Raw genomic sequence first — 22258 nt, 5'->3', positions numbered from 1 at the left:
GAGGGAGGGGGGCCCTCGCGCCTCCCACCGGTGAGGGTCGATCATGGGCAAGCTTGTCTGCACCGTCGAGTTGGACAAGGAAAAGGGCGTCACCGTGAAGGTGGAGAACGCCGACGGGAAGATCACCCAGACGGTGGTGATGGATGGCACGAGCATCACCCTCAAGGTGCAGGGGAACGAGGAGACGAGCACCGTCGTGCAGAAGCAGGACAGCGTCACCATCACCTGCAAGGACTTCACCGTCGACGCCACCGGCACGCTCACCCTCAAGTCCGCCAAGGCCTCGAGCTGGGCCAGCCAGGACATCCTCAAGGTGGAGAGCACCAAGGACATGACGCTGGACACCAAGGCCAAGCTCACCCAGAGCGCGGCCCAGGACGCCAAGCTGTCCTCCAACACCAACGTCACCGTGGAGGCCACGTCCAAGCTCGATCTCAAGGGCATGCAGACAAACCTGACGGCCTCGGCGGGAGACAACACCGTGGAGGGCGTCAACCTGAAGATGTCCGGCAAGGCCCAGGCGGAGCTGTCCGCGCCCATGACCAAGGTGGCCGGTCAGGGCAAGCTCGGCCTGGAGTCCTCCGGGCTCGCGGAACTCAAGGGTTCGATGACCACCGTGGGTGGTGCGCTCGTGAAGCTGGGGTGAGGTGGCGGTGAGTGACTCGTCGGACCGGATCTACCTGGAGTATCTCAATGAGCTGGATGCGCTCGAGCGCTTCCGGCAGCGTTTCCTGACCGCCTACCCCACGGTGCCCCTGGACCGGGAGGATCCGCACGTGCGGCGCCTCGTGGAGTCCATGGCCTTCTTCTCCGTGCAGACGCGCGCGGCCACGCAGCACAACGTGCGCTCCACCTGGCTGCGGCTCTTCTCCGCCTTCTTCGACTTCCTGCTCCAGCCCCTGCCCGCGGTGGCCATGGTGCAGGCGCTGCCGGGGGACAAGATGACGGAGACGGTGACGCTGGCCCGGGGCACCGAGCTGCGTCTGTCCCCCGCCCATGGCGCGCCCGGCAGCTTCCGCACCCGGCGCAACCTGCGCATCCTCCCCATCGCCCCCGCGGGCACGGACGTGGTGCGGCTGGCGGATGGACGCTACCGGCTCATCCTGCGCTTCGAGTCCAGCTTCGCCCGGAGAGATCCCGTGGGCATGTTCAGCCTGCACGTGCGCCACCTGGACGAGTACCGCCCCTCGCTCGCCGTCTTCCACGCGCTGCGCCAGCACCTCAAGCAGGTGTCGGTGGTCTACGACGCCCACGCGAGCGAGACCTCCCAGGGCCTGCCGTGTGAGTTCTCCCTCGGCGAGCCTCCGGCCGAGCTGGACGACGCGGGCAGCTACGAGCACCCGCTGCACCGCGTGCGCGCCTTCTTCCAGATGCCCGAGCAGGGGCTCTTCCTCCACGTCGCCGTGCCCTCGCACCGCAAGGAGTGGAGCCGCTTCAGCCTGTGCCTGGACCTGGACAAGTCCTGGTCCGTGGGCCGCTCGACCCACCCGGACTTCCTCGTGCCCTTCATCGTGCCGGTGGAGAACCTCAAGGCCGAGCCCGCCCAGCCGCTCGTCGCCGATGGCACCCGCTCCGAGTTCCCCATCCGGGGCATGTCGGCCGGCAAGGCGCTCCGGCTGCACTCGGTCACCGGCGTGTTCACCCTGGGCCGCTCGGGACGCGTGCCCATGCGGCCCGCCTTCCTCCCGGGCGAGGGGCCGAGTTACGAGCTGGATGAGTCCCTGGACGCCGAAATGCGTCCGCGTCACAGTCTGCTCGTGTCCCTGCCCCAGGCCTTCACCGAGCCCCAGAAGCTGTTGGTGGAAGCCCTCTGGCACCAGCCCGACTTCATCACCGAGGCCGTCGGCCGCATCAGCGTCTCCATTCCGGGCCGGCACGTGGATGGGCTCGATTGGCGGCTGGTGGGCCGGCTCGAGGCCCACCGCGACAGCACGCTGCGCCAGGACGTGGCGGGGTTGACCCGCCTGCTCGCGTGGAAGGTCAAGTCGACCCTGGACCGCAACGAGCTGGCCGCGTTGCTCAACTACCTGGGCACTCCCGTCGACGAGCCCTTCAACCGTGTCCTGCCCTGGGTGCGCGAGCTCAAGGCCACGGTGGCTCCGGATGGAGCCCTGCGCGGCTCGGGCCTGCTCCACGTCTACGAAATGGTCCTGGAGCCGTTCGATTCCAGCGCCGAACCCCTCGTGGCGTGCTTCCTCGAGCAGATCCAACGTCTGCTGGAAGCCTGGAATGGCGAGGCGTCCGTGGTGCTACGCTCGTCGATCGCGGGGGCGGGTGCCTTCCCGGTGAAGACCTCTTCATGAAACTCGAGCATTGGCAGATCGTCCTCCAGACCTACCGGCAGGTGCGTCTGCTCCTGGATCAATCCCTGCCGGCGGAGCCCGCCGACGGTGAGCCGCGTCCCCAGGTGCGCGTCGGCGCCCAGGGGCTGGCGCTCGTCCAGCAGCAACTGCTGGCGGAGGTCAATGGTCTCCAGCAGGCGTTGGGCGGGGCCTACCGGGAAGAGGAAATCACCGAGGGACTGCGGCCCTTCGTCTACCTGACGGACGAACGGGTGCTGCGCCGGCTGGCGGACTCCGAGCAGGCACAGTGGCCCCTGCTCCAGCACCGGCTGTATGGCATTGATTCGGGCGGCGACCACTTCTACGAGCTGGCCGACGAGAAGCTCGCGCTCCGGGTGGCGCCGCCCCTGGTGTTCGAGCTGTTGCACTTCTGCCTCACCGCCGGCTTCGAGGGCCGCTACGCGGGCAACACGGCGCGGCTGCGCGAGTACAAGGAGCGGCTGGCGGCGCGGATCCCCAAACCCGAGGCCGTGCCCGCTCCCCCTCCAGCCGTCGGACAGGCCCCCCTCGTCCACGCCTTCCCGTTGCGCTACTACCTCGTGTCCGGAGCCGTGGTGGTGACACTCCCGGTCTTGCTCTGGTGGTTGTCGAGATGAAGGACGAGGCGCAGAAGAAGACGCAGCCTGGGGGGGCCCGGGCTCAACTGGTCCAGCTCGAGCAGGCCATCCGCGCCGAGCTGGGTTCGCTCGACGCGGCGGTGGAGCCGCTGCTCGTCCAGGTGCGCTCGGACGTGAACGCGCTCTATCCGGAGTCGGGGGGCACGCGCCTCGCCCCCAAGGAGCAGGAGAGCCGGCAGGAGAAGCTCCTGGGTGCGTTGAATGAATTGGAAGATGTGCTGGAGGCGCTCCAGCTGGCTGTACGCTCGGGACGTCCTGGTCCCACCGCGGTCAGCGGAGGGGGGTAAGCCGTGGGGTGGCTGCTGAACGTGGTCGTGTCGGAGTCATTGAGCGCGGCGGATCCAGCCAAGGCGATGGAGGCGGGGGCGAAGTCGATCGCCGAGACCGAGACCGCGTTCCAGAAGTTCTGGCACGCGGTGAGCCCGTACGTGCCCTGGCTGCTGTTGCTGTTGGGCCTGGCGCTCGCCGTGTTCGTCGGGTGGATGCTGGTGAAGTGGTGGCGCGCCCGGCGCGTGGCCGCCCCGGCCTCCAGTGGGCCTCCGCCCATGGCCGCCCAGCGCCTGGTGCAGGTGCGCGGCACCTTCCTCAATGGGCTGCCGCTCGCCCATCGCGCCGCCGTGGTGGATCTGCCCACCGTGGTGGTGTTCGGCCCGGCGGGCAGTGGCAAGACGAAGCTCATCGGTCTGGACGTGGACTGGCAGCGCCAGGCCCGCCAGTACCTGCCCAGCTACACGTCGGATCCGCTGCTGCAGATGTACCTGGGCCCGGACTGCGTGGTGCACGAGGTGTCGGCCCCGCTGCTCGAGGACGAGACGCTGTCGGCCCGGACGGCCCTGCGGCGCATGTGGCGCAAGTGCTTCAGCCACCGCCAGCAGGGGCTGGCCGTCATCGTCCTGGACGTGCGCTGGCTGTCGGATACCCCGCCCGACGAGCAGCGGCGCTTCGCCCAGCTGTTGCGCGGCAAGCTCAACCTCATGTCCGAGGCGAGCCGCGGTCCGGTGGAGACGCGCCTGTGTCTGACGAACATGGACGGCCTGGAGGGCTTCGAGGACTTCGCCCGGCTGCTCAAGGCGCACGGCGTGGCGCTCGCCTTCGACATCCCCAAGCAGGGCGAGGAGGACGGGCTGTCCTCGCTCTTGCGCAGCCAGGAGCAATACCTGGCCCTGGGCCTCACGTCGCTGCCCGTGGACGCCTTCGAGCGGCTCGAGCGCTTCTACTCGCAAGGCGGGCGCTCGTTCTCGGGACTGGGCCGCTTCGTCACCGCGCTGCTCGAGGGCGATACCCTCTCGTTCAAGCCGCTGCTCTCGCGCGTCTACCTGTCCTCCCTGACCCCCGAGGCGCGCGCCAGTGGCACGCTGTCCGTGGTGGCCGCCGAGGGCACCAACGACTCGATGCGCAAGCTGTACCTGCGCACCCACCTGCACCGCGCCGCGGTCATCGCCGCGGTGTGCTGTCTGCCCGTGCTGGCCGCCTACGCCAACTTCTACATGTTGCTGGACGACGTCCAGGACGAAGTGACCGTGCTCGAGGAGACGGTGACGCAGCTGCGCGAGCAGGGGCTGGAGGGCAGGGGAGAGGTCGTCGAGGTGCAGGTCAACAAGGCCGCCGAGGCGCTGCTGCATCTCAAGCGCGCCGAGCGCTGGTGGCCGCCCCTGGAGACCAGCTTCCCCGATGAGACACTGGAGCTGCGCCAGCGCCTGGCCAGCGGCATCCGCGAGATCCACCTGCGGCCCGCGCTCGAGCGCTGCCGCAAGCAGCCCCAGGCGTGCCGCCCCGAGCAGGTCGTGTATCTGCTGGCCACCCTCCACGCCTCGAATGGAGACGGCCTGGGCACGTTCGTGATGTCCAACCTCCAGAAGGGCTCGCGCCGGTTCGACTCCAAGTCCGCCGCGCCGGACACGCTCTCCGGGGCGTCCCACCGCACGTGGATCTCCGCGCTCGACTTGAGCGAGCCACTCATCGCCACCTACATCCTCGCCAGTGACGAGCCCTGGGAGCGCACGCCGCCGTGCCGCCGCGACACCACGGTGCAGCTGTCCAACACCGAGGAGGTCTGGTCCTGCTGGCCCTTCACCGAGCGGATCACGTTCGAGAGCCAGCTCAAGCCCTGGTTGGATCACCTGCGCCTCCTGCGCCGCTCCCTGGAAGCCGGCCCCCGGGGCATCGCCGAGTTCGATCTGCACCGCGACGAGCGCGAGCGGCTGCTCGCGCAGCTGGCCGACCTGGACGTCTACGCGTCCCTGCCCACGCTGCTCAACCTGTTCGACGCCTCCAAGGTGCAGGTCAACACGCGCTACTTCCAGGGCATCGAGACCACCGTGGACGTGCTCGAGTGGTTGCGCAACAACCGCGAGGCGCTCGCGGCGGTGCTGCGCATGGAGGACGACGCGTACTCGGGGCTGCTCGCGGTGCGCAAGATGGGCGCCTCGGAGCTGCTCACCCGGGATGGGCTCTGGCTGCCCGGCAACAACAAGGGCCCCTACCGCATCGAGCTGCTCCAGGAGTCCTTCGAGTTCGTTCCCGAGAAGCTCTCCCGGGAGCTGCTCCAGAAGGAGCTCGACACCCAGGAGGCCAATGGCCAGCTCACCGTCAACGCCCAGGCCGCCGTGCGCCCGGGGATGATGGTGCTCAGCCGCACCGCCTTCGAGACCGACTTGAAGCCCCTGGTGGATGACTTCACCCAGCGCATCAAGAACGCCCAGCTTCCCACGGACGAGGCCGCCCGGCGCTCCCAGTACGTGCAGAAGCGCGTGAATTCCTTCTCCCTGGGCTACCGCGACGGCCTGTTCCACACCGTGGACCAGTACCGCTTCAACGTCCCGCGCAAGCAGCTCATCGACGAGCTGGGGCGGCTGTCCCAGCCCTCCTCCGGCCAGGTGGACATGCTGCGCGAGGTGGCCGAACGGGCCAACCTGGATCCCCTCGAGGGGCCCTACTACGAGCCGCTGCGCAACGCCGTGGCGCCCTTCCGCCCCGTCGTCCAGCTCATGGTGGCCGACAAGAGCGGCTTCTACGCCGCGCTCGCCCCCTATCAGGCGCTCGTGGCGCAGATGCGCGACGAGCTGGATGCCGGCTCCAAGGCCAAGAGCGCCAAGGACGCGGCCGCCAAGGACGCGCCGGCCCCCAACAAGGACGAGGCGTCCGCGGAGGGCACCCCGGCCGACGCCCAGTTGTCGGAGATGATCAGCCCGCTGGAGAAGGTCGCCCTCGCCATGCTGCTCGAGGAGGAGAGCTCCTACCTGCGCAAGGCCCAGGCCTGGCTGGACTCCCAGGGCATCACCGGCGAGTTGCGCCAGCCCTTCCTGGAGCCCTTCCTGCGGGTGCAGAAGCTGGGCAAGGAGGAGCTGGAGGGCACGCTGGCGCGGGAGTGGGAAGAAGCCTCGTCGCGCATGCTGCGGCCCCTGCTCACGCGCTACCCCTTCAACCCCGACGCCAAGGAGGACGTGGATCCGAGCGAGCTCGAGGTGCTGCGCCGCAAGGATGGCGCCTTCTGGCACTTCGTGGAGCAGGTGTACTCGGGCGTGTGCGTGGAGCGGGGCACCCAATGGGCGCTGCGCGGCACCCTGCGTGACAAGCTGCAACTGCCCGAGTCGCTCCTGCCCACCCTCAGCCAGGTGGCGCGGCTGTCCAAGCTGCTGTGGGACGACGAGGGCCGCCCCCGGCCGCTCATGCTCAAGGTGCAGCCCCAACCCCTGCCGCCCCCGCCCATGCCGGGGGTGTTCGTCACCATGTCCTCGCTCAAGTGCGGCAAGACGACCGCCTACGGCTTCAACCAGAGCCCCTCCTGGCAGGACTTCCCGCTCAACTGGTGGGATCAGCAGGTGTCCTCCATCGTGTTGGAGCTGCGCTCGCCCTCGCGCGATGATCCCAAGTTCTTGTCCCTGCCCTGGAATCGCTCTATCTGGAGCTGCTTCCGCCTCTTCGAGGAAGCCCTGGTGACGACCGATCAGCGCCGCCAGTGGAGCCTGGTCTTGCAGGGGAACAACGTGAACAAGCGGGGAGTGGACATCAGCTTCGGCCTCAAGGGCGACCCCTGGGTGCCGTTCCGGGAAGTGCCGCGATGAGGCGCGCCGCCCTGGGCCTCTTGGCGCTCGTGCTGGGCGCCTGTGGGCCGAGTCAGATCAACATCGCCGTGAAGTCGCCCGTGGGCACCAACATGGGCCGGCCCCTGTACATGCTCGTGCGGCAGGTGGATCCCAAGCAGTACGCCAACGAGGCGTACTCGGAGGTCGCCGCGCGCGTGGGCGTTCCGGACACCACCGTGTTGCAGACGGCCGTCATCTACCCGGGCACCATCCAGCGCTTCCAGGTGAAGGCGCCCAAGGAGGGCTCGGTGGCGCTCTCCTTCCTCTTCACCGCGCCGGACGGCAACTGGCAGGTGCTGCTCAGCCCGCCCCTGGCGAGCGCGGTGGACGTGGAGCTGGCCACGAGCCGCATCCTGCGCGACACCATTCCCCAGGGGCCCTCCCTGGATGAGCCTCCGGAGGCCCCCAAGGCGCCGGAAGTCAAACCGCCGGAAGCCCCCAAGGCGCCGGAAGTCAAACCGCCAGAAGCCCCCAAGCTCGGCGGCAAGTAGCGCTCAGCCCGTCAGCTCGCGCACCCGGGCCTCGGTCTTCCCCATCACCGAGTCCACCTGACCGCGGGCCTGCTCCACCACCGGCGCGAAGGGGTTCTTGTCACGCAGCGAGGCCTCCAGCGTGTCCAGTGGCACGAGGAGCCGCTCCTTCGTCGAGTCCACCTGGCCCAGCATTCCGTCGAGCCGTTGGGCCGCGGGATCTCCCAGGCTCCCGGCTTGCTGGGTGAAGGCGGCGAGCACCTGCTCCACCTGCGCTGTCACTCCGGCCTTGAGGCGCTCGAGTCCCTCGCGTGCCTGGGCGAGCGCCGCGTCCACCGTGCCACCGAGCGCGTCCAGGCCGGAGCGCACCTGCTGCTGGGCGGCGGCGAGCTGCTGCTCGAGCTGGGCCTCCACCGCCGCCACCTGGTTGGCCGCCGCCTGGACGCCGTCCTCGAGCGCCTGCTGAAGCGTGGCGAGCTGCTGGCTCACCTGCGCCTGGAGCGACTCCACGCGCGAGGCCGCCTGGGCCTTCATCGCCTCCACCTGTTGGGCCACCTGGTCGCGCGCGGTGCCGATCTGCTGCGTCACCTGCGCCACCAGCTGCCCGGCCTGGGTGACGGCCTGATCGATGCCGCTCTGCACCGACTCGGTCAGGGATTGGATCTGCTGCAGGATCTGCTCCTGCATCGTCTGCACCTGTTGCACCGCCTGCGTCTGGACCTGCTCCACCTGGGAGATGACCTGATCCTGCACCGTGGTCATCTGCTGGCCCACCTGTTGGGTGAGGGTGCCGAGCTGGGTGGAGATCTGCGTCACCACCTGTTTGATGGCCTGGACGGCGGGATCCACCAGCGGCTTGGGGAGATCCGCGGCGGGGATGGCCTCCAGCATCTGCACCGCCCGGGACAGCAGGGACTCCAGCGTGCCCACCAGCGTCTTGAACAGCGTCTGGAGTTGCTCGAGCTTCTCGGGCAGGGCGGTGAAGAGGGCCTGGAGCTGCTTCTCCAGTTGGTTGAGCGTGTTCGTCAGTCCGTCGAGCACCGCGAAGGCGGAGTCGATCGTCTGGCGCACCGGCGCCTGGATGGAGTCGAGGGTGGTGAGCGCCGTGCTCATCAGCGTGTCGATGGCGCCAACTCCCTGGGTGATGAGCGCGTCGAGCTGCCCGCCCACCTGCTCGAGGAACTTCTCCACCGCCTCGAGCTGCTGGCTCAGCGAGCGCACCGGCCCGCCCAGTGACGCATCCAGCGTGTCGAGCAGCTGCCCGAGCTGCTGACCGCCAGCGAGCAGGGTGGCGCCGAGGGTGGTCTCCAGCGTCTGGAGTGCCTGCTCCGTCGACTGGGTGGTGCCCTGCACCTGGGTGCGCAGCGGCTGGAGTCCGGAGCGCAGCTGCTCCACCTGACGTTTGGCGTTGGCCTTCGAGGACTCGCCCGTGGACTGGACCTGGGTGTGAAGCTGCTCCAGGGCCAGCAGGGCCGGGCCGAGCACCGCCTCGAGCGCGGCGAGCAACCGCTGGACCTCTCCGTCCGTGGCCTCACGCGTGCGCGACACCTGGCCGAACACCGAGTCCGCCGTGGCCGTGAGCTGGGAGTGGGCCCCCCGCAGGTGCGCATCCGTCTCGCCGCCCGTCGTGCTCAGCAACTCCTGGAGCTGCTTCTCCCGGGCCTCGAGCGCCTCCAGCTCCTTCACGCGCTCCGGCTCGCTCCGGGCGGTCCGGGCACGCACCTCCTCCTTGCGTTGCTGGAGGCGCGCCGTGCCCTCGCTCAAGAGCGTCTCGCGACGTCTGGCCGTGTCCTGGCTCAGCGACTCGAGCTGCTGGGCGAAGGAGTCCCGCGAGCCCTTCACCTGCTCTTGCAGGGCGTCACAGCGGGAGGAGACGGAGGGGGTGAGCTCCTTCACCGAGTTGCGCACGCGCTCCCCGGAGCCGTCGAGCCGCGTGCGCAGGCCCTGGACCTCTTCCGCCGTCTGGTCGAACCGCGTCCACAGCGCCTTCACTCAGGGCTCCAGGTCCGCCAGCTCGGCGTCCAACGATTCGATCTTCCCCGTCAGCGAGCCGTCCACCGTGGACACCTCGGGCCGCAGGGTGGCCAGGGTCTGCGCCAGCTTGCCCGACAACGAGTCCACGCCGCCGCGCAGGGGCGTCAGGCGGGCCGTCGCGCCCGTGCTGAAGGACTCCAGTTGTCCGCGAAGTTCCGCGAGTTTCGCGCTCAGTTCCCGCATGGGTGTCCCCCATCCATCCGTTCGTTGCTCACCGCAGCTTCTGCAGCGAGGCCTTGGCCGACTCGCTCGCCGCCGAGAGCTGGCCGGAGCTCTGGGACAGCTTCGCGGAGGCGCCCTGCATTCCACTCTTGGCCGCCGCCACCTTGGCGCCCACCTCCGCGCGGGCCGCCTTCATCGCCGTCTTCATCGCCGCCTGCGCGCCCTGCATCTTCGCACGCGAGGCCGCCATCGCCCCCTGGAAGGCCGCGGACGTCTGCCCGAGCGAGTCGCCCACCGACGCCGAGAGATCCCCCTTGGCGGCCTCCACCTGGGGCGAGACGTCGTAGGTGGGCGTGGGCGCCGCCGAGGCCTGGGTCTCCTTCACCTGGATGAAGAGGTTGCCCTCGCCCATGCGGATGACCTGCGTGTCGCCGCCCGAGGTGCGGAACATGCGCCACACGGGCTTGTCCTCCTGGAAGTCATGGGTGAGCGCCGTCTGACTCGACTTGTTCTCGCCCAGGAGGAGCTGATCGCCCTGGCCGGACTGGGGCGTGCGCACGCCTTCCTTCCAGTCGATGAAGCGCAAGAGCTCGGCGCGCTCGTGGTGGAGCGCCACCAGCACCCGGGTGTTCTTGTACGGCGGGAAGAAGAACTGACCCGGCATGTGGATGGGCTCGGCGGGCACGCTCACGGTCTTGTTCCACAGGGGAACCGTCAGCCGGTAGTCGGTGAGCGAGGTCTTCTCGTCCTCGACGATGAGGTAGCGCCGATCCTCGGGCTCGCCGCCCGGGCTGTGCACCAGGCCCTCGACGTGGATGGGATAGCGGGGGACGCGGTAGGCGGGCAGCGGGACCGCCGCCTCGGAGGCGGACTCCAGCAGGACCGACCACCGGATCATGTACCCGGCCAGCAGATCCTGCTGATTGTCATTGGGACCCGCGCCCTCGGCATGGGCCTCGAAGTCCATCTCCACCACCCGCATGTCCTCGTCGCGCCCCGTCAGGGACTTGGGCCACATCGCCCCCTCCAGACGCAGCAGCGCGCCGGGAAAGACATCCACCGGGGGATAGCGCTTGAAGGCCACCTGGAGCTGGCGCTGACGGAGCTTCAGGCGCGTCTTCTCCAGCTTCTGCCGCTCATCGGCCCGGTTGGCCAGTGGGGTGCGCACCACCACGTCGTGGTACGTGCCCTGGACGGCCTGGGGTTGCTCGATGGGCGTGGTGGTGGGCGCCTGGGCCACGGCGTTGAGCACCCGCGCCGCGTGGCGGATGGGGGGCGGCAGGAGGACGCGCGTGCGATGGACCCGGAGCGGACCGAGCGGGGCCGCCTGACCCGAGGACGGCTTGCTGTCGGCGAAGAGGTACTCGTTCTTCTGGTTGTCGTAGCTGAAGACGCCCTGGTGCGAGTCCACGTACCAGCAGACGTAGTCGTAGAAGCTGACCCCGGGCTCATCCGCTCCCAACCCCAGGCAGATCATCGGCTGCTTGCGCTTGAGCTCGGTCCAGTCGAGCGCGAGCTGGAGGCTGGCCTTGTGGGCCTCGAGCAGCTCCTTCATGGAGGTGTTGGTGTGCAGCTCCACGGGGCGGTGCTGCCGCCAGAGCACCTGGGCGGCGTCGGCGAACTCGAACGTGTAGCGGCGGAAGACGCGGGGGGTGTCCTGGAAGGTGCCGTGCACCTCCGCCACGAGACGGCGGCTGCGCACCAGGCCCATCAGCACGATCGGCGCGGGAGGCGAGGGGAGCTCGGGATCCTCCGTGGCGATGGCGACGCGCACCTGGATGAGATCCGGCTTCTGGAAGGCGGCGAAGAGGGGCGTGTCCTGCTTCTCCAGCGAGGTCCAGAAGGTCACCGCCGCGGTGAAGCCATGCGAGGTGAGCTGCACCGACAGGTGTTTGATCCGTCCACCGGGAATGGTGAAGGTGCTGCCGCCCGCCGTGAGTGACAACTCGAGCCGGAGATCATCGTGAAATGTCTTACCCACCGGCGGTCCTCCCCATCGCGTCCGGACGCGCCGTTCATCATCGCACATCCCCTCGGTCCGTGCGCCAGTCCCACGCGCGGCGCGAGCTCAACCGCGCAAGGGCAGGGTGAGCTCGAGCTCGAGGCGGGTGCCGGCCAGCTCCGGAGGAAGCGCGGCGCGCACGTGCAGGCCCCGCTCGCCCCGGCCCAGGGACACCACCTCTCCGTGCAGCTCGCAGCGGCGGCCCGGGCCCGCGGGAAGGAACGCGCTCGCCGCGCGGGCACATACCTCCGAGATGGCTTGGGGACTGGCCTGGGGAGGCAGCCGTTCGATCAGCTCCTGCGCGAGGCGGACGATGCGGCCGGTGAGCAGTTGCGCGGGGAGGGGCGCTGCGTCCCGGCCGCCATACACGGTGGGCGCCGCCGCCAGGTTCACGTCCCACGAGTCCCACCACCCACTCACCCCCGCGAGGCCCCGCGAGGCCAGCCGCTGCTGCTCCCGGAGGGAGAGACACGCCTCGGTCGCCACCGGGCCCCGTGCCTCCTGGGGCCGCCACACGGCGGGGGCGCGCACCGGACTGCCCGGACCCACGAGCCGCGCGAAGGTGTGCGTGTCGCGGAAGCTCGCCGCCAGCAACACCGCCACGCCCAGCACGGGACTGGCGAGGCATTCCGCGTGGACCTCTCCGTGCCGCTCGGCGCGCATCACCACCGGGTTGAGCGCGGCGCACAGCCAGCGTGAGGCTTCGTCGGCGCGCAGCCGGTTCCACGCGTCCGGGGGACGGAAGTCCTGGGTGCCCGCGAGCCCGGCACCACCCAGGGACGCGGGGGCCGCCATGACGAGGGGCAGCCAGGCCTGCTCTCCCAGGGCGGCGAGCCTCCCCGGGGTGGCCGGATCCTCGCCCACGTCCAGCAGGAAGCAGGCATCGGGACGCTGAAGCGCGGGCCCCTCGAGGCTCGCGGCGAGGGTGTCCACGAGCGCCTCGGGCCCGACGTCGAGCACCTCGAGCTCCATGCCCGCGGAGGCGGGGCACTGCGTCCACAACCAGTGCAGCCCGCGCCAGGCGGACTCCAGCCGGGCCACGAGCGGATGCTGGAGCAGCTCCCGGGCGGTGGTGAACAGGGCTTCCTCGACGAGGGCGAGCGAGGCGGCTCGGGAGGTGCGGGCGCGCGCCAGGGCCTCGGTCAGGCGGCCCTCACCCAGCGAGGCCCGGAGCTGGGCGGCGTCCTCGGGCGCGAGAGGGCGCGTGCCGGAGATCGCCTCGCGCAGGGCGCTCAGGGCGCGCAGCTCCGGCAGGGAGGCGATGAGCGCGGACATCCCGAAGGCGTCCAGCGAGCCGAAGGACAGCGTATGGGTGCTCGTGTCGCCCGAGCCGATGCGGTCCGGCACGGTGACGCGCAGGCCCGTGGTGGCGCGCCGGAGCTCCTCGGCGAAGGACTGCTCGGTGAGTGGGAAGCGCCGCCCCGTGGGCGCGGGGTGGAATGCGCCGGCGACGAGCCAGCGCACGCGGGTCCCGGACATCACGCCGCGCGGCGCGTGGGGATCACTCCGCGCAGCACCTCATGGGCCTGGCGCAGCATGGTCTCGGTGGTGCTCCAGTCCACGCACGCGTCCGTCACCGAGCAGCCATAGCGCAGCTTGGACAGATCGGCGGGGATGGGCTGGTTGCCCGCCTCGAGGAAGCTCTCGATCATCAGGCCCATGATCGAGCGGTTGCCCTCACGCACCTGGTGCACCACGTCGCGCATGACGAGCGGCTGCAACTCGGGCTTCTTGCTGGAGTTGGCGTGCGAGCAGTCCACGACGATGTTGCAGGGCAGCTTCGCCTTGGTGAGCGCCTGCTCGGCGAGGGTGATGGACACCGTGTCGTAGTTGGGCCGTCCGCCGCCGCCGCGCAGCACCAGGTGCCCGTGGGCGTTGCCCCGGGTGCGGATGATGGCCGACACCCCGTTCTCGTTCAGCCCCAGGAAGCTGTGCGCGTGCGAGGCGGAGAGGATGCCGTTGACCGCCGACTCCAGCGCGCCGTCCGTGCCGTTCTTGAAGCCCACGGGGGTCGACAGCCCCGAGGCCATCTCCCGGTGGGTCTGCGACTCCACGGTGCGCGCGCCAATGGCCGTCCAGGACACCAGGTCGCCGTAGTACTGCGGCGCGATGGGATCGAGCGCCTCGGTGGCGGCGGGCAGGCCCAGCTCGGCCACATCCCTCAGGAAGCGACGGCCGCGCTCCATTCCTTCCTCGATGTGGAAGGAGTCGTCCATGCGCGGATCATTGATGAAACCCTTCCAACCCGTCGTGGTGCGAGGCTTCTCGAAATACACCCGCATCACCACGTACAACGTCTCGCGGACCTCCGCGGAAAGCGCCAGCAGGCGGCGCGCGTAGTCCATTCCCGCCGCGGGGTCGTGGATGGAACACGGACCCACGATGACGAACAGGCGCGGATCCCTGCGCTCCAGGATGTTCACCAGGGTGCGGCGGCCGGCGAGGACGGACTGGGCGGCACGCTCGGTCATGGGGACCCGCGTCTTCAGCTCAGCGGGAGTGGCCATGCGGTCAATGCCGACGACATTCAGGTTTTCGGTACTGGAGGTCATGGGTTTCATCGAATCAGTGAAGTTCCCGAGTATAACAGATTCCGGGGAAAGCTATATCGAGAACACGTCACGACGACGTCAATACACATTGTACTTACGACGCAGGGCCTCGTGTTCCTCGGCGTTGCGCGAGGGGTGCAGGCGCCGCTCGGAGTCGTGCAGGTAGTACCAGAACTCGTTGGTCTGGGGGGCGAGCGCCGCCTGGAGCGACTCCACGGTGGGAGAGCCGATGGCACCCGGCGGCAGGCCCTTGCGATGGCGCGTGTTCCAGGGGTCCGTCGTGTCGCGCAGCCGCTGGAGGAAGGCCTTGCGGTCGTTCCACTCGCTCAGACTGTAGCGCGAGGTGGCATCCACCCCCAGGGGAAAGCCCTTGTCGATCCGCTTCCAGAGGATGCCCGCCACGACGGGGCGCTGGGCGGGCACGGGCTCCTCGCGCTCGAGCATGGAGGCCATCACCACCACCTCGTGCAGGGTGCGCTTGCCCCGTGACAACGCCTCGCGGTGGGGGAGGTAGAAGCGCTCGGCGAAGGTGTCGAGCTGGCGCTGGACGAGCTCCTCCACGTTGAACGCCCCGGGCACGACGCCATACGTCTCCGGGTAGAGGTAGCCCTCCAGGGTGCCCTGGGGGAGCTGGAAGGGGGCCTTGTAGCGCTCGGGGTGGCTGGCGGCCTCCACGTAGGCCCCCGGGGCGATGAGCTTCGCGGCGGCGAGCGCGGCGTCGGTGTCGCGCAGGCGCCAGCCCTCGACGATGACGAAGGGCTTGTCCTCGGGCAGCGGGGCGGACTCGAGCGCGGCGGCGAGCTCCGCCATCGTCATGGACGGGCTCACCAGGTGCCGGCCCGCCTTGGGAGCGAACGCGCCACGGCGGAAGAGGAACCAGCGCCACATCCGGCCGTCATTGATGAGCTTCGCCGAGACGAGCTGCGGCCCCAGGGCACGGCCCGTCGTACCCTTGGAGACGACGAACTCCACCGTGGGAGCCCCCGGAGGCGCCGCGGCGCGCTGCACTTCCCGTTGTACCCAGACCCAGGCGCCACCCGCCGCCACCACGCCGAGGAGGACGACCCCGAACAGGACCCATAGAAGACGCTTCATGTCGCCCCAGGTTAGCACCGCCTCGCGCCCCCAGGCGGGCGAAGCGCGCCCGCCGTGCCGCCGTCCGAGGGGCGGACAGGCGCTCAGGGCCGGGGCAGGCCCCTGCCGGTCACCAGGTACACCGCGAAGCTGCCCAGCCAATGCCCCCCTTCATAGTGGGCCCCCGTCACCGAGCGGAGTCCCGCCTCCCGGTGGCGCTTCGCCGTCTCCTCCAGGGCGCGGCGCCGTTTGTCCTGGGGGGGGAGGCCCGAGAGGATGCCTTCCAGCATCCACGCCCGGCTCAGGTTCAGTCCATCCAGGTGCGCGAGCTTCGGATCGCCGGGATCCGTCACCACCGCCGGCTCCAGCCAGGACGCACTGGCCTTGGTGGGAATCTCCGGCAGGAAGCCGCTCAGCCAGGTGGCGAAGCGCGCCGGGGGGAGCACGCGCCGCATCAGGTCCGCCTCGGCGAGACACGGAGAGAGGAAGTCATGCCCCGAGGGCTCATAGGCGAGCGGGCCCCGGACATCCTTGCCGTAGAACGTCTCCACGCGCTCGGTGAGCAGCTTCACCATCGCCTCATCCCCGGCGCGCCGGGCCCAGTCCAGCACGAGCCCGAAGGCGAAGGCCGTCTGATCATGCTCGCCCACGCGGATGGGCCGCGACAACTTGGGCAACCACTCGCGCAAGCGCCCGGCCGCGTGCGCCTCCAGGGGCTCGAGCGCGGTGGACCACGCGCGGGCCTGGGGATCCTCCCATTCGCGCAGCTCCGCCGCCAACTGCAGCAGCCAGGCGAGCCCATAGGGGCGCTCGAAGGACAACCGGCCCGAGACACTCAGGTAGCGCACCTCCGCCGCGATGTTCTCGGGCGTCAGGCTCCGGGCCACCGCCTCGCGGGCCCGCGCGGCGAAGGGGGCCTGGGGATGGAGCCGTGCCAGGCGCACGAGCAGCCAGTGCCCATGCACCGAGGAGTGCCAGTCGTAGCACCCGTAGAAGGCGGGGGTGAGCTCGCGAGGCGGGCGCGCGTCCGCGTCGCCGTTCATCACGTGGGCGATCTTGTTCGGGTACTCGCGATGGACACAGGTGAGCGCGAGCTCCGCGAAGCGCGCCGCGGCCTCTTCGCCGAAGTCCGGGGGAGCGGGAGCCTGGGTGTTGAGCGTGGTCACGAGGAGGGCCAGGAGGAAGGAGGACTGCATGCCGGGACTCTACCCCGGACGCTCGCTCTGCATGGGCAGATCGATGGTGAAGGTGGCGCCCAGGCCCGGTCCCTCGCTCTCGCAGGACAGCGTGCCCGCCATCTCGATGGCGGCCAGGGCGCTGATGTGCAGGCCGAACCCATGCCCGTCCTTCTTGGTGGTGAAGCCCTGGGTGAACATGCGTGTCAGGTGCTCGGGCGAGATGCCCTGTCCGTTGTCGATCACCTGGATCCGCACCCGATCATCGGGCAGCGCCGCCAGGCGGATGATGATGCGCTTGTCGTCCCGCTCGCTGTCGAGCAGCGCATGGCGGGCATTGCTGAGCAGGTTGAGCAGGATCTGCAGCAGCTTGTGCCGGTCGAGCAGGATGGGCGGGAGCGGCTCGTACTCGCGGCGGATGTCGATGCCCGAGCGCTGGAAGGACACGGCATGCAGCCGCAAGGCATCGTCGATGAGCTGGGCTACCTTCACCAGCTCCACCGGCGCGGACACGCGCGCGTGCTCCTGCTGCATGCCGATGATGGATTTGACGTGATCCAGCGCGTCGGTGAGGGTGCGCTGCTCGGCCAGCAGGGCCTGCTGCTCCTCGATGAGCTGCCGCGAGAGGGCGAGCATGTAGGAAGGCAGCTGCTGCCCGCGGGGATCCTGCTCGAGGAACCTGCCCAGCGCCTCGCGGTGCGTGTGGATGAGCTCCGCGGCGCGCACCATGCTGCCCACGCGCGAGGCGCGGATGCGCTCGGTGACCAGGTGCACCGAGACGTTGATGCTGTTGAGGGTGTTGCCCACGTTGTGCAACAACCCGGTGACCACTTCGGCCATGCCCGCCTGACGCGAGACATCCACCAGGGAGCGGTGCATCTCGGTGAGCTTGTGCTCGGCCTCGCGGCGCTCGGTGACGTCCCGGCCGAAGAGGGTCACGCCGATCGGTTCCCCCTGCTCGCCGAGCACGGGCTTGAAGGACAGCTCCAGCACCTTCGGTGGGCTGCCCTCGAGCGAGCCATCCTCGATCCTCACGGACTGCCCGCGCAGCACCTGCTGGAGGATGTGCTCCACCTGCCGCTGGTTCTGGGCCTCGGGGGAGAGCAGGGGCTCGCCGGGGATCGCCTGCCATCCGTAGCGGCCACGGCAGTAGTCGCGCATCGCCGCGTTGGCGACGAGGATCCGGCCCTTCGTGTCCAGCGAGCACACCAGATCGTCGGTGTTCTCGATGAGCATGCGCAGCTTGTACTCGCTCTCGTGCAGCGTGTGCAGCACCAGCTCCCGGGAGACGCGTGCCTGGTCCAGCGCGGAGGCATGCATCCAGCTCACCCCCCAGATGCACAGCATGAAGACGGCGGCGGACACATCCAATATCCATAACTGGACCAGGTCCTGCCGCGGCATGAGCCCGAGCAGCGTGTAGCGCATCGGGTGGAGCACGCCCAGAACCAGACAGACGGGGAGCGTGAGGAAGAATCCCAGGCGCGCGCCCACCAGATAGACGGACAACGCGGGCAGCAACATGGTCGCCGCATGCGAGGCCGCGTAGGGCAGCTCCTGGGCGGTGCTGAAGAACACGAGCGCCACGGCCAATGCCGAACAGACCAGGAGCGCCGTCTTCTCGGGCGAGCACGGGCGGCGCAACCGCGCCAGCGCCCACGTGGACACGCCCAGGATGAGGATGGCGAGTGGACCCTGCACCCAGGGCTCGGGGCTCCAGGGCAGGAACAGCAGGCTCAGCGCATGGAGCAGCAGCAGCCCAAGGGAGATGAGGATGAGCAGCCGGTAGCGGCCGAGATCCTCCGGAGCCGCCCGGCGCAGGGGCTCGGAAAGAAAGACGTCCAACCGGCGGAGCAACCGTCCCCCCGGCGTCAGCCAGGAGTTCTCTACCCCGGGCATTTTCGCTCCACTCTCGGTCTCCGGTTTCATGTTGGTTCGGGAAGGTCTGTATAGGATGTGGTCCATGCAACTCGCCATTCCTCAAGCGCCCCGGCGCGTTTCGCTCATCCGAGTCCCTGGTGCCCTCGCCCGGCTCGGCCGGGTGTTGCTCGGAGGACTCGCGCTGATGACGGCCCTCGGGGCGGGTGCGGCGCTGCTCGGCCGCTTCGTCGTGGAAGAGCAGGGCTTTGTCGCACGCGCCGAGCCGTTGGATGGTCAACTGGTCACCATGACCCTGCCCCCGCTGGACGAGCGCGACGGCGCCGAGGCACGCCTGGAGGTGCTCTATAATGTAGGGCCCGTGAGCTACTCGGCCAGTGGCGTGCGCGCGCGCGTCGAGGATGTCGAGGGCCTGGGCCGGGGCGCCCGTATTCCCCTGTTGGTGGATCCCCAGGTGCCAGACAAGCCCCGGGAGGAGCGCCACGTGCGCGCCCGGGCGCGGGCGCTCGGGCTGGTGCCCTGGGGCGTACTGCTCGGAGCGCTCGGGGCCCTGGGCCTCTTCGCCTGGGAGCTCAAGCGGACCCTGCGCGCGGAGCTGGAGCCGCTGCGCAAGGGCATGTTGGTGTGGCTGACACCGGACACGGCCCTGCCCGAGTCCCGCCGGGAGACCATCTTCCCCGCCACCTACTGGAAGCAGGACCAGAAGCACGCGGTGCGCGCGCGCCTGCGGGGCGGCCGTGCCCCGGTGCGCAACGGGGACAAGGTGCTGGCGGCGGTGCTGTCCTCCCTGCCCGGAGAGGCCCGGGTCATCGACGAGGAGCTGGCCCGGACCCTGGAGTGGGTGCGCTGAGGGGCGAAAAATTGCCGGGGGGGGAGGGCCATGACACACGTCTGTAGCCCTCGCCCTACCTGGAGGCCTCGTTCATGCGCTCTCACCTCGCTCCGCTCCTGGCCCTGCTGCTGCCGCTCTCCGCCCAGGCGAAGCGGGACCCCGCCGAGGTCGCCTACGAGGAGGCGCGCCGCTCCTATTACGTCCTCAAGGACGACGCCGCGCGGCGCAAGCTGCGCCACCACTGGCTCAACGTGGCCAGCAAGTTCGAGGCCGTCGCCAGCCACTACCCCAAGAGCGAGCGCGCTCCGGACGCCCTCTACACCGCGGCCGAGCTGCTCAACTCGCTCAGCCGCCTCTCGTTCGTCGTGGAGGATCAGCAGGCGGCCATCGCCGACTACACCCGCGTGGTGGAGGCCCACTCGAAGCACCGGCTCGCGGACGACGCGGCGGTGACGCTCGCGCGCATCTACTTCGAGCGGATGGATCAGCCCGAGACCGCGCGCCGCATCATCACCAGCTTCCTGGCCAAACACTCCAAGGGAGACCGGATCGCGGAGCTCAAGTCGCTCCTGGCCTCGCTCCCTCCGCCGCCCAAGGCGGCGCCCACTCCCGCGCGGAGCAAGCCCGCGGAGCCGGCGCCCGCGCCCGTCGTGGCGTCCGCGCCCGAGCCCGTCAAGCCGGCTCCCACGCCGCAGCCGCCGGTCATCCGCGTCGATCTCAGCAAGCCCGCGGAGCCCGCCACCGCACAGGCCTCGGCCACGACGGGCGGCGAGCGTCCCGGCTCGTCGCCGTTGCTCGACGCCATCAGCCAGCAGGCACGGGAGGCGCCGCCCACGCCGTCGTCCCCGGCTCCAGTGGAGACGAAGACCGCCGAGACCAGGCCGGCGGAGCCGAAGGCCGCCGAGGTGAAGGTCGCCGAGTCGAAGCCGGTGGAGCCGAAGCCGGTGGAGGTGAAGTTCGCCGAGTCGAAGCCGATGGCGGCGCCCACGGCGGCCGAGCTGATCGAGGCGAACAAGCCCGTCACCGCGGCGGTGGACGAGCACATGGCGCAGGCGCGGCTCAAGGCCGCGGCGAAGGTGTCCAACGGCGCGGAGCTGACGCTGGCGGAGCAGCTCGGGTTGAAGGTGCGCCGGGTGGTCATCGACGCGGGGCACGGTGGGCATGACACGGGCGCCATCGGCCGCAAGGGGCTGCGGGAGAAGGACGTGACGCTGGCCATCTCGCGCAAGCTCGCGCGGGAGCTGCGTGAGCGCGGCCTGGAGGTGCTGCTCACGCGTGACGAGGATCGCTACCTGAAGCTCGAGGAGCGCGCACGCCTGGCCAACGACACCCGGGGCGATCTCTTCATCTCCATCCACTGCAACTCGGCGACCACGTCCAAGCTGCGCGGCGTCGAGACCTATACACTCAACACCTCGGCGGACCGCTACTCCATCCGCCTGGCGGCGCGCGAGAACGCCTCCTCGGAGAAGGGCATCAGCGACCTGCAGTTCATCCTCGCGGACCTGGCCACCAAGGCCAACACCGAGGAGTCCACGCGGCTGGCCAACCAGGTGCAGAGGAACCTGGTGAGCCACCTGTCGGCGAACTACTCGGGGGTGAAGAACCTGGGCACGAAGGAGGCGCTGTTCTACGTGCTGCTGGGCGCGAAGATGCCGGCCATCCTCGTGGAGACGTCCTTCCTGTCCCACCCCGAGGAGGAGAAGCGGCTGGGCTCCGAGGCGTACCAGGACGAGGTGGCCCAGGCCATCGCCCAGGGCGTGGAGGACTTCGTCGGGGGCCGCCGCCAGGTGGCCAAGGCGCCGTCGGCGGTGCCGTAGCGGCCAGCCCCCGTGGGCCACGCCTACTTTTTCGGCGCGGGCGACTCGACGAGCTTCAAATCCAGCTCGTTGATCTTCGCGAGCACCCGATCGAAGCGGAAGGGCAGCGGCTTCTGGGGATAGACATACCCGTCGTACTTGTCGCCCAGGGTGCGGAAGAACGACTCGAAGAGTCCCGGGGTGAGGAACCCGACGAAGCGCGTATAGGGGCTGTTGAGCTGGTAGGCGTGGATGGTGCGGGCGGGCACGTGGACGTAGTCGCCCGGATACACCGTCAGCGTCTCACCGTTGGCCCGCATCGTCATGAGGCCATCCAGGCAGAAGAAGTTCTCCGTGTGCTTCTCGTGGTAGTGCGCCGGGATCATCGGACCCGGAGGGCCCTCGGTCATGACGGCGATGAACCTGCCATCGCTGTTCTTCTGATCGCCGAGGAAGGTGAAGAGCTGATCTCCCGCGACCATCCTCTGGCCCTCGCCGGCGGCGAGCACGTAGGGCACGTTCTTCTCGGGGAGGGTGGCGTTCTGGACGCGCTGGGGCGTGCCCTTGGCGAGGGGCCTGGCGTCGAACCGGACGTCCGCGGTGGCCTCCGCCTTCTTCTTCAGGTCCGCCGCGATCGTGGGGTCGACCTTCTCCGGCTGGACATGGCCGGCGTAGGTCTGGCCGAGCGCCTTGTAGAGCGGCCCCACCTCTTTTCCGGTGGTCCAGGACAGCACCTGTGTCCGGTGGCTCAGCATCTTGAGGGCGTGCGGCGTCCCCGGGGGGATGCTGGCGTAGTCGCCCCGGTGCATGACGTAGTGCCCATTGCCCAGCCAGAACTCGACCTCGCCGTCGAGCACCAGGAGGGCCTCGTGTGAACGGGCGTGGGTGTGCTGGGGGAAGTTCGCGTCGCGCCCGCCCGTCAGGATGGCGGTCTCGAACATCTCTCCGGTGTCCTGTCCCCGGGCGATCAACGTCGCGACCAGCCCACCCACCAGCCACCGCTCGCCCTCACCACTCCTGATGTAATAGGGCGCGAGCTGCCCGGGCAGCTTGCCTTGCGGCACGACCTTCTGGATGTCGGTGGCGCCGTTGTCCTGCGCGTGGGCGCTCCGCATGGGAACGGCGGCCATCATCAAGGCGCAGGACAGCGTCCACGCACTCGGCTTCAGCCAATGCGAGTTCATTCTCGTCTCTCTTTCTGAGGCGGGTTCGACTCACAACATGCCGTGGCCAGAT

General features: G+C 69.6%; 17 protein-coding genes. 8 read left to right on the top strand and 9 right to left on the bottom strand.

The features are described from left to right. Positions 1 to 43 precede the first annotated feature (43 nt). From F0U63_RS25780 to F0U63_RS25755, 6 genes are read left to right on the top strand one after another with little or no spacing between them, the layout of a single operon-like run. Complete coding sequence (locus F0U63_RS25780; protein ID WP_395833401.1) at positions 44 to 646, top strand: hypothetical protein; 603 nt, start codon at positions 44 to 46, stop codon at positions 644 to 646. A gap of 7 nt (positions 647 to 653) precedes the next feature. After that, positions 654 to 2303 carry a type VI secretion system baseplate subunit TssF gene (locus F0U63_RS25775; RefSeq protein ID WP_395833399.1) on the top strand — a complete coding sequence of 550 codons (1650 nt, stop codon included), beginning with the start codon at positions 654 to 656 and terminating at the stop codon, positions 2301 to 2303. After that, positions 2300 to 2938: a DotU family type IV/VI secretion system protein gene (locus F0U63_RS25770; RefSeq protein WP_395833397.1), complete on the top strand. Its 639-nt coding sequence runs from the start codon at positions 2300 to 2302 to the stop codon at positions 2936 to 2938. Before F0U63_RS25775 ends, F0U63_RS25770 begins: the two co-directional genes overlap by 4 nt. Beyond that, positions 2935 to 3246 (top strand): hypothetical protein, encoded by a 312-nt coding sequence (locus tag F0U63_RS25765; RefSeq protein ID WP_395833395.1) that lies wholly within the window; start codon positions 2935 to 2937, stop codon positions 3244 to 3246. The genes F0U63_RS25770 and F0U63_RS25765 overlap by 4 nt, the downstream gene beginning before the upstream one ends. Before the next feature lie 3 nt (positions 3247 to 3249). Further along, positions 3250 to 7023, top strand: a complete 3774-nt coding sequence (locus tag F0U63_RS25760; RefSeq protein ID WP_395833393.1) for a hypothetical protein — start codon at positions 3250 to 3252, stop codon at positions 7021 to 7023. Beyond that, the gene (locus F0U63_RS25755) at positions 7020 to 7535 is read left to right on the top strand and encodes a hypothetical protein (protein WP_002629962.1); all 516 of its coding nucleotides are present in this window, start codon (positions 7020 to 7022) and stop codon (positions 7533 to 7535) included. The genes F0U63_RS25760 and F0U63_RS25755 overlap by 4 nt, the downstream gene beginning before the upstream one ends. 3 nt (positions 7536 to 7538) lie before the next feature. On the opposite strand, the gene F0U63_RS25750 is transcribed toward F0U63_RS25755, so the two are convergent. From F0U63_RS25750 to F0U63_RS25715, 8 genes are all read right to left on the bottom strand, one after another. Next, the gene (locus tag F0U63_RS25750) at positions 7539 to 9506 is read right to left on the bottom strand and encodes a hypothetical protein (RefSeq protein ID WP_395833391.1); all 1968 of its coding nucleotides are present in this window, start codon (positions 9504 to 9506) and stop codon (positions 7539 to 7541) included. After that, positions 9507 to 9731 carry a hypothetical protein gene (locus F0U63_RS25745; protein WP_395833389.1) on the bottom strand — a complete coding sequence of 75 codons (225 nt, stop codon included), beginning with the start codon at positions 9729 to 9731 and terminating at the stop codon, positions 9507 to 9509. A gap of 28 nt (positions 9732 to 9759) precedes the next feature. Continuing rightward, entirely contained in the window at positions 9760 to 11691 is a 1932-nt protein-coding gene (locus F0U63_RS25740; RefSeq protein WP_395833387.1) for a hypothetical protein, read from the bottom strand. Between the two features lie 87 nt (positions 11692 to 11778). Further along, positions 11779 to 13191 (bottom strand): hypothetical protein, encoded by a 1413-nt coding sequence (locus F0U63_RS25735; protein ID WP_395833385.1) that lies wholly within the window; start codon positions 13189 to 13191, stop codon positions 11779 to 11781. Further along, a complete protein-coding gene (locus tag F0U63_RS25730) occupies positions 13191 to 14264 on the bottom strand; it encodes a 3-deoxy-7-phosphoheptulonate synthase (protein WP_395833383.1) in 1074 nt (357 codons plus the stop codon). The genes F0U63_RS25735 and F0U63_RS25730 overlap by 1 nt, the downstream gene beginning before the upstream one ends. 78 nt (positions 14265 to 14342) lie before the next feature. Then, positions 14343 to 15359, bottom strand: coding sequence for an endolytic transglycosylase MltG (mltG, locus tag F0U63_RS25725; RefSeq protein ID WP_395833381.1), 1017 nt, complete (start codon positions 15357 to 15359; stop codon positions 14343 to 14345). A gap of 83 nt (positions 15360 to 15442) precedes the next feature. Continuing rightward, positions 15443 to 16534 carry a DUF2891 domain-containing protein gene (locus F0U63_RS25720; RefSeq protein ID WP_395833379.1) on the bottom strand — a complete coding sequence of 364 codons (1092 nt, stop codon included), beginning with the start codon at positions 16532 to 16534 and terminating at the stop codon, positions 15443 to 15445. 9 nt (positions 16535 to 16543) lie between these two features. Continuing rightward, positions 16544 to 18412 carry an ATP-binding protein gene (locus F0U63_RS25715; protein WP_395833377.1) on the bottom strand — a complete coding sequence of 623 codons (1869 nt, stop codon included), beginning with the start codon at positions 18410 to 18412 and terminating at the stop codon, positions 16544 to 16546. Between the two features lie 64 nt (positions 18413 to 18476). Between F0U63_RS25715 and F0U63_RS25710 the strand changes: the two genes are divergently transcribed. Both F0U63_RS25710 and F0U63_RS25705 read left to right on the top strand, forming a co-directional pair. Next, positions 18477 to 19241 (top strand): DUF3592 domain-containing protein, encoded by a 765-nt coding sequence (locus tag F0U63_RS25710; protein WP_395833375.1) that lies wholly within the window; start codon positions 18477 to 18479, stop codon positions 19239 to 19241. Between the two features lie 74 nt (positions 19242 to 19315). After that, positions 19316 to 21043 (top strand): N-acetylmuramoyl-L-alanine amidase, encoded by a 1728-nt coding sequence (locus F0U63_RS25705; RefSeq protein WP_395833373.1) that lies wholly within the window; start codon positions 19316 to 19318, stop codon positions 21041 to 21043. Between the two features lie 23 nt (positions 21044 to 21066). Here the strand turns inward: F0U63_RS25705 and F0U63_RS25700 are convergent, their stop codons facing one another. Next, on the bottom strand, positions 21067 to 22206 hold the full coding sequence (locus F0U63_RS25700; RefSeq protein WP_395833371.1) for a quercetin 2,3-dioxygenase: 1140 nt from the start codon (positions 22204 to 22206) through the stop codon (positions 21067 to 21069). Between the last annotated feature and the right edge of the window lie 52 nt (positions 22207 to 22258).

This window comes from Cystobacter fuscus (assembly GCF_044360685.1).
Classification (GTDB): Bacteria; Myxococcota; Myxococcia; order Myxococcales; family Myxococcaceae; genus Cystobacter; species Cystobacter fuscus_C.
The sequence above is the reverse complement of the archived record's forward strand: the minus strand, read 5'-3'. Positions and strand labels throughout refer to the sequence as shown.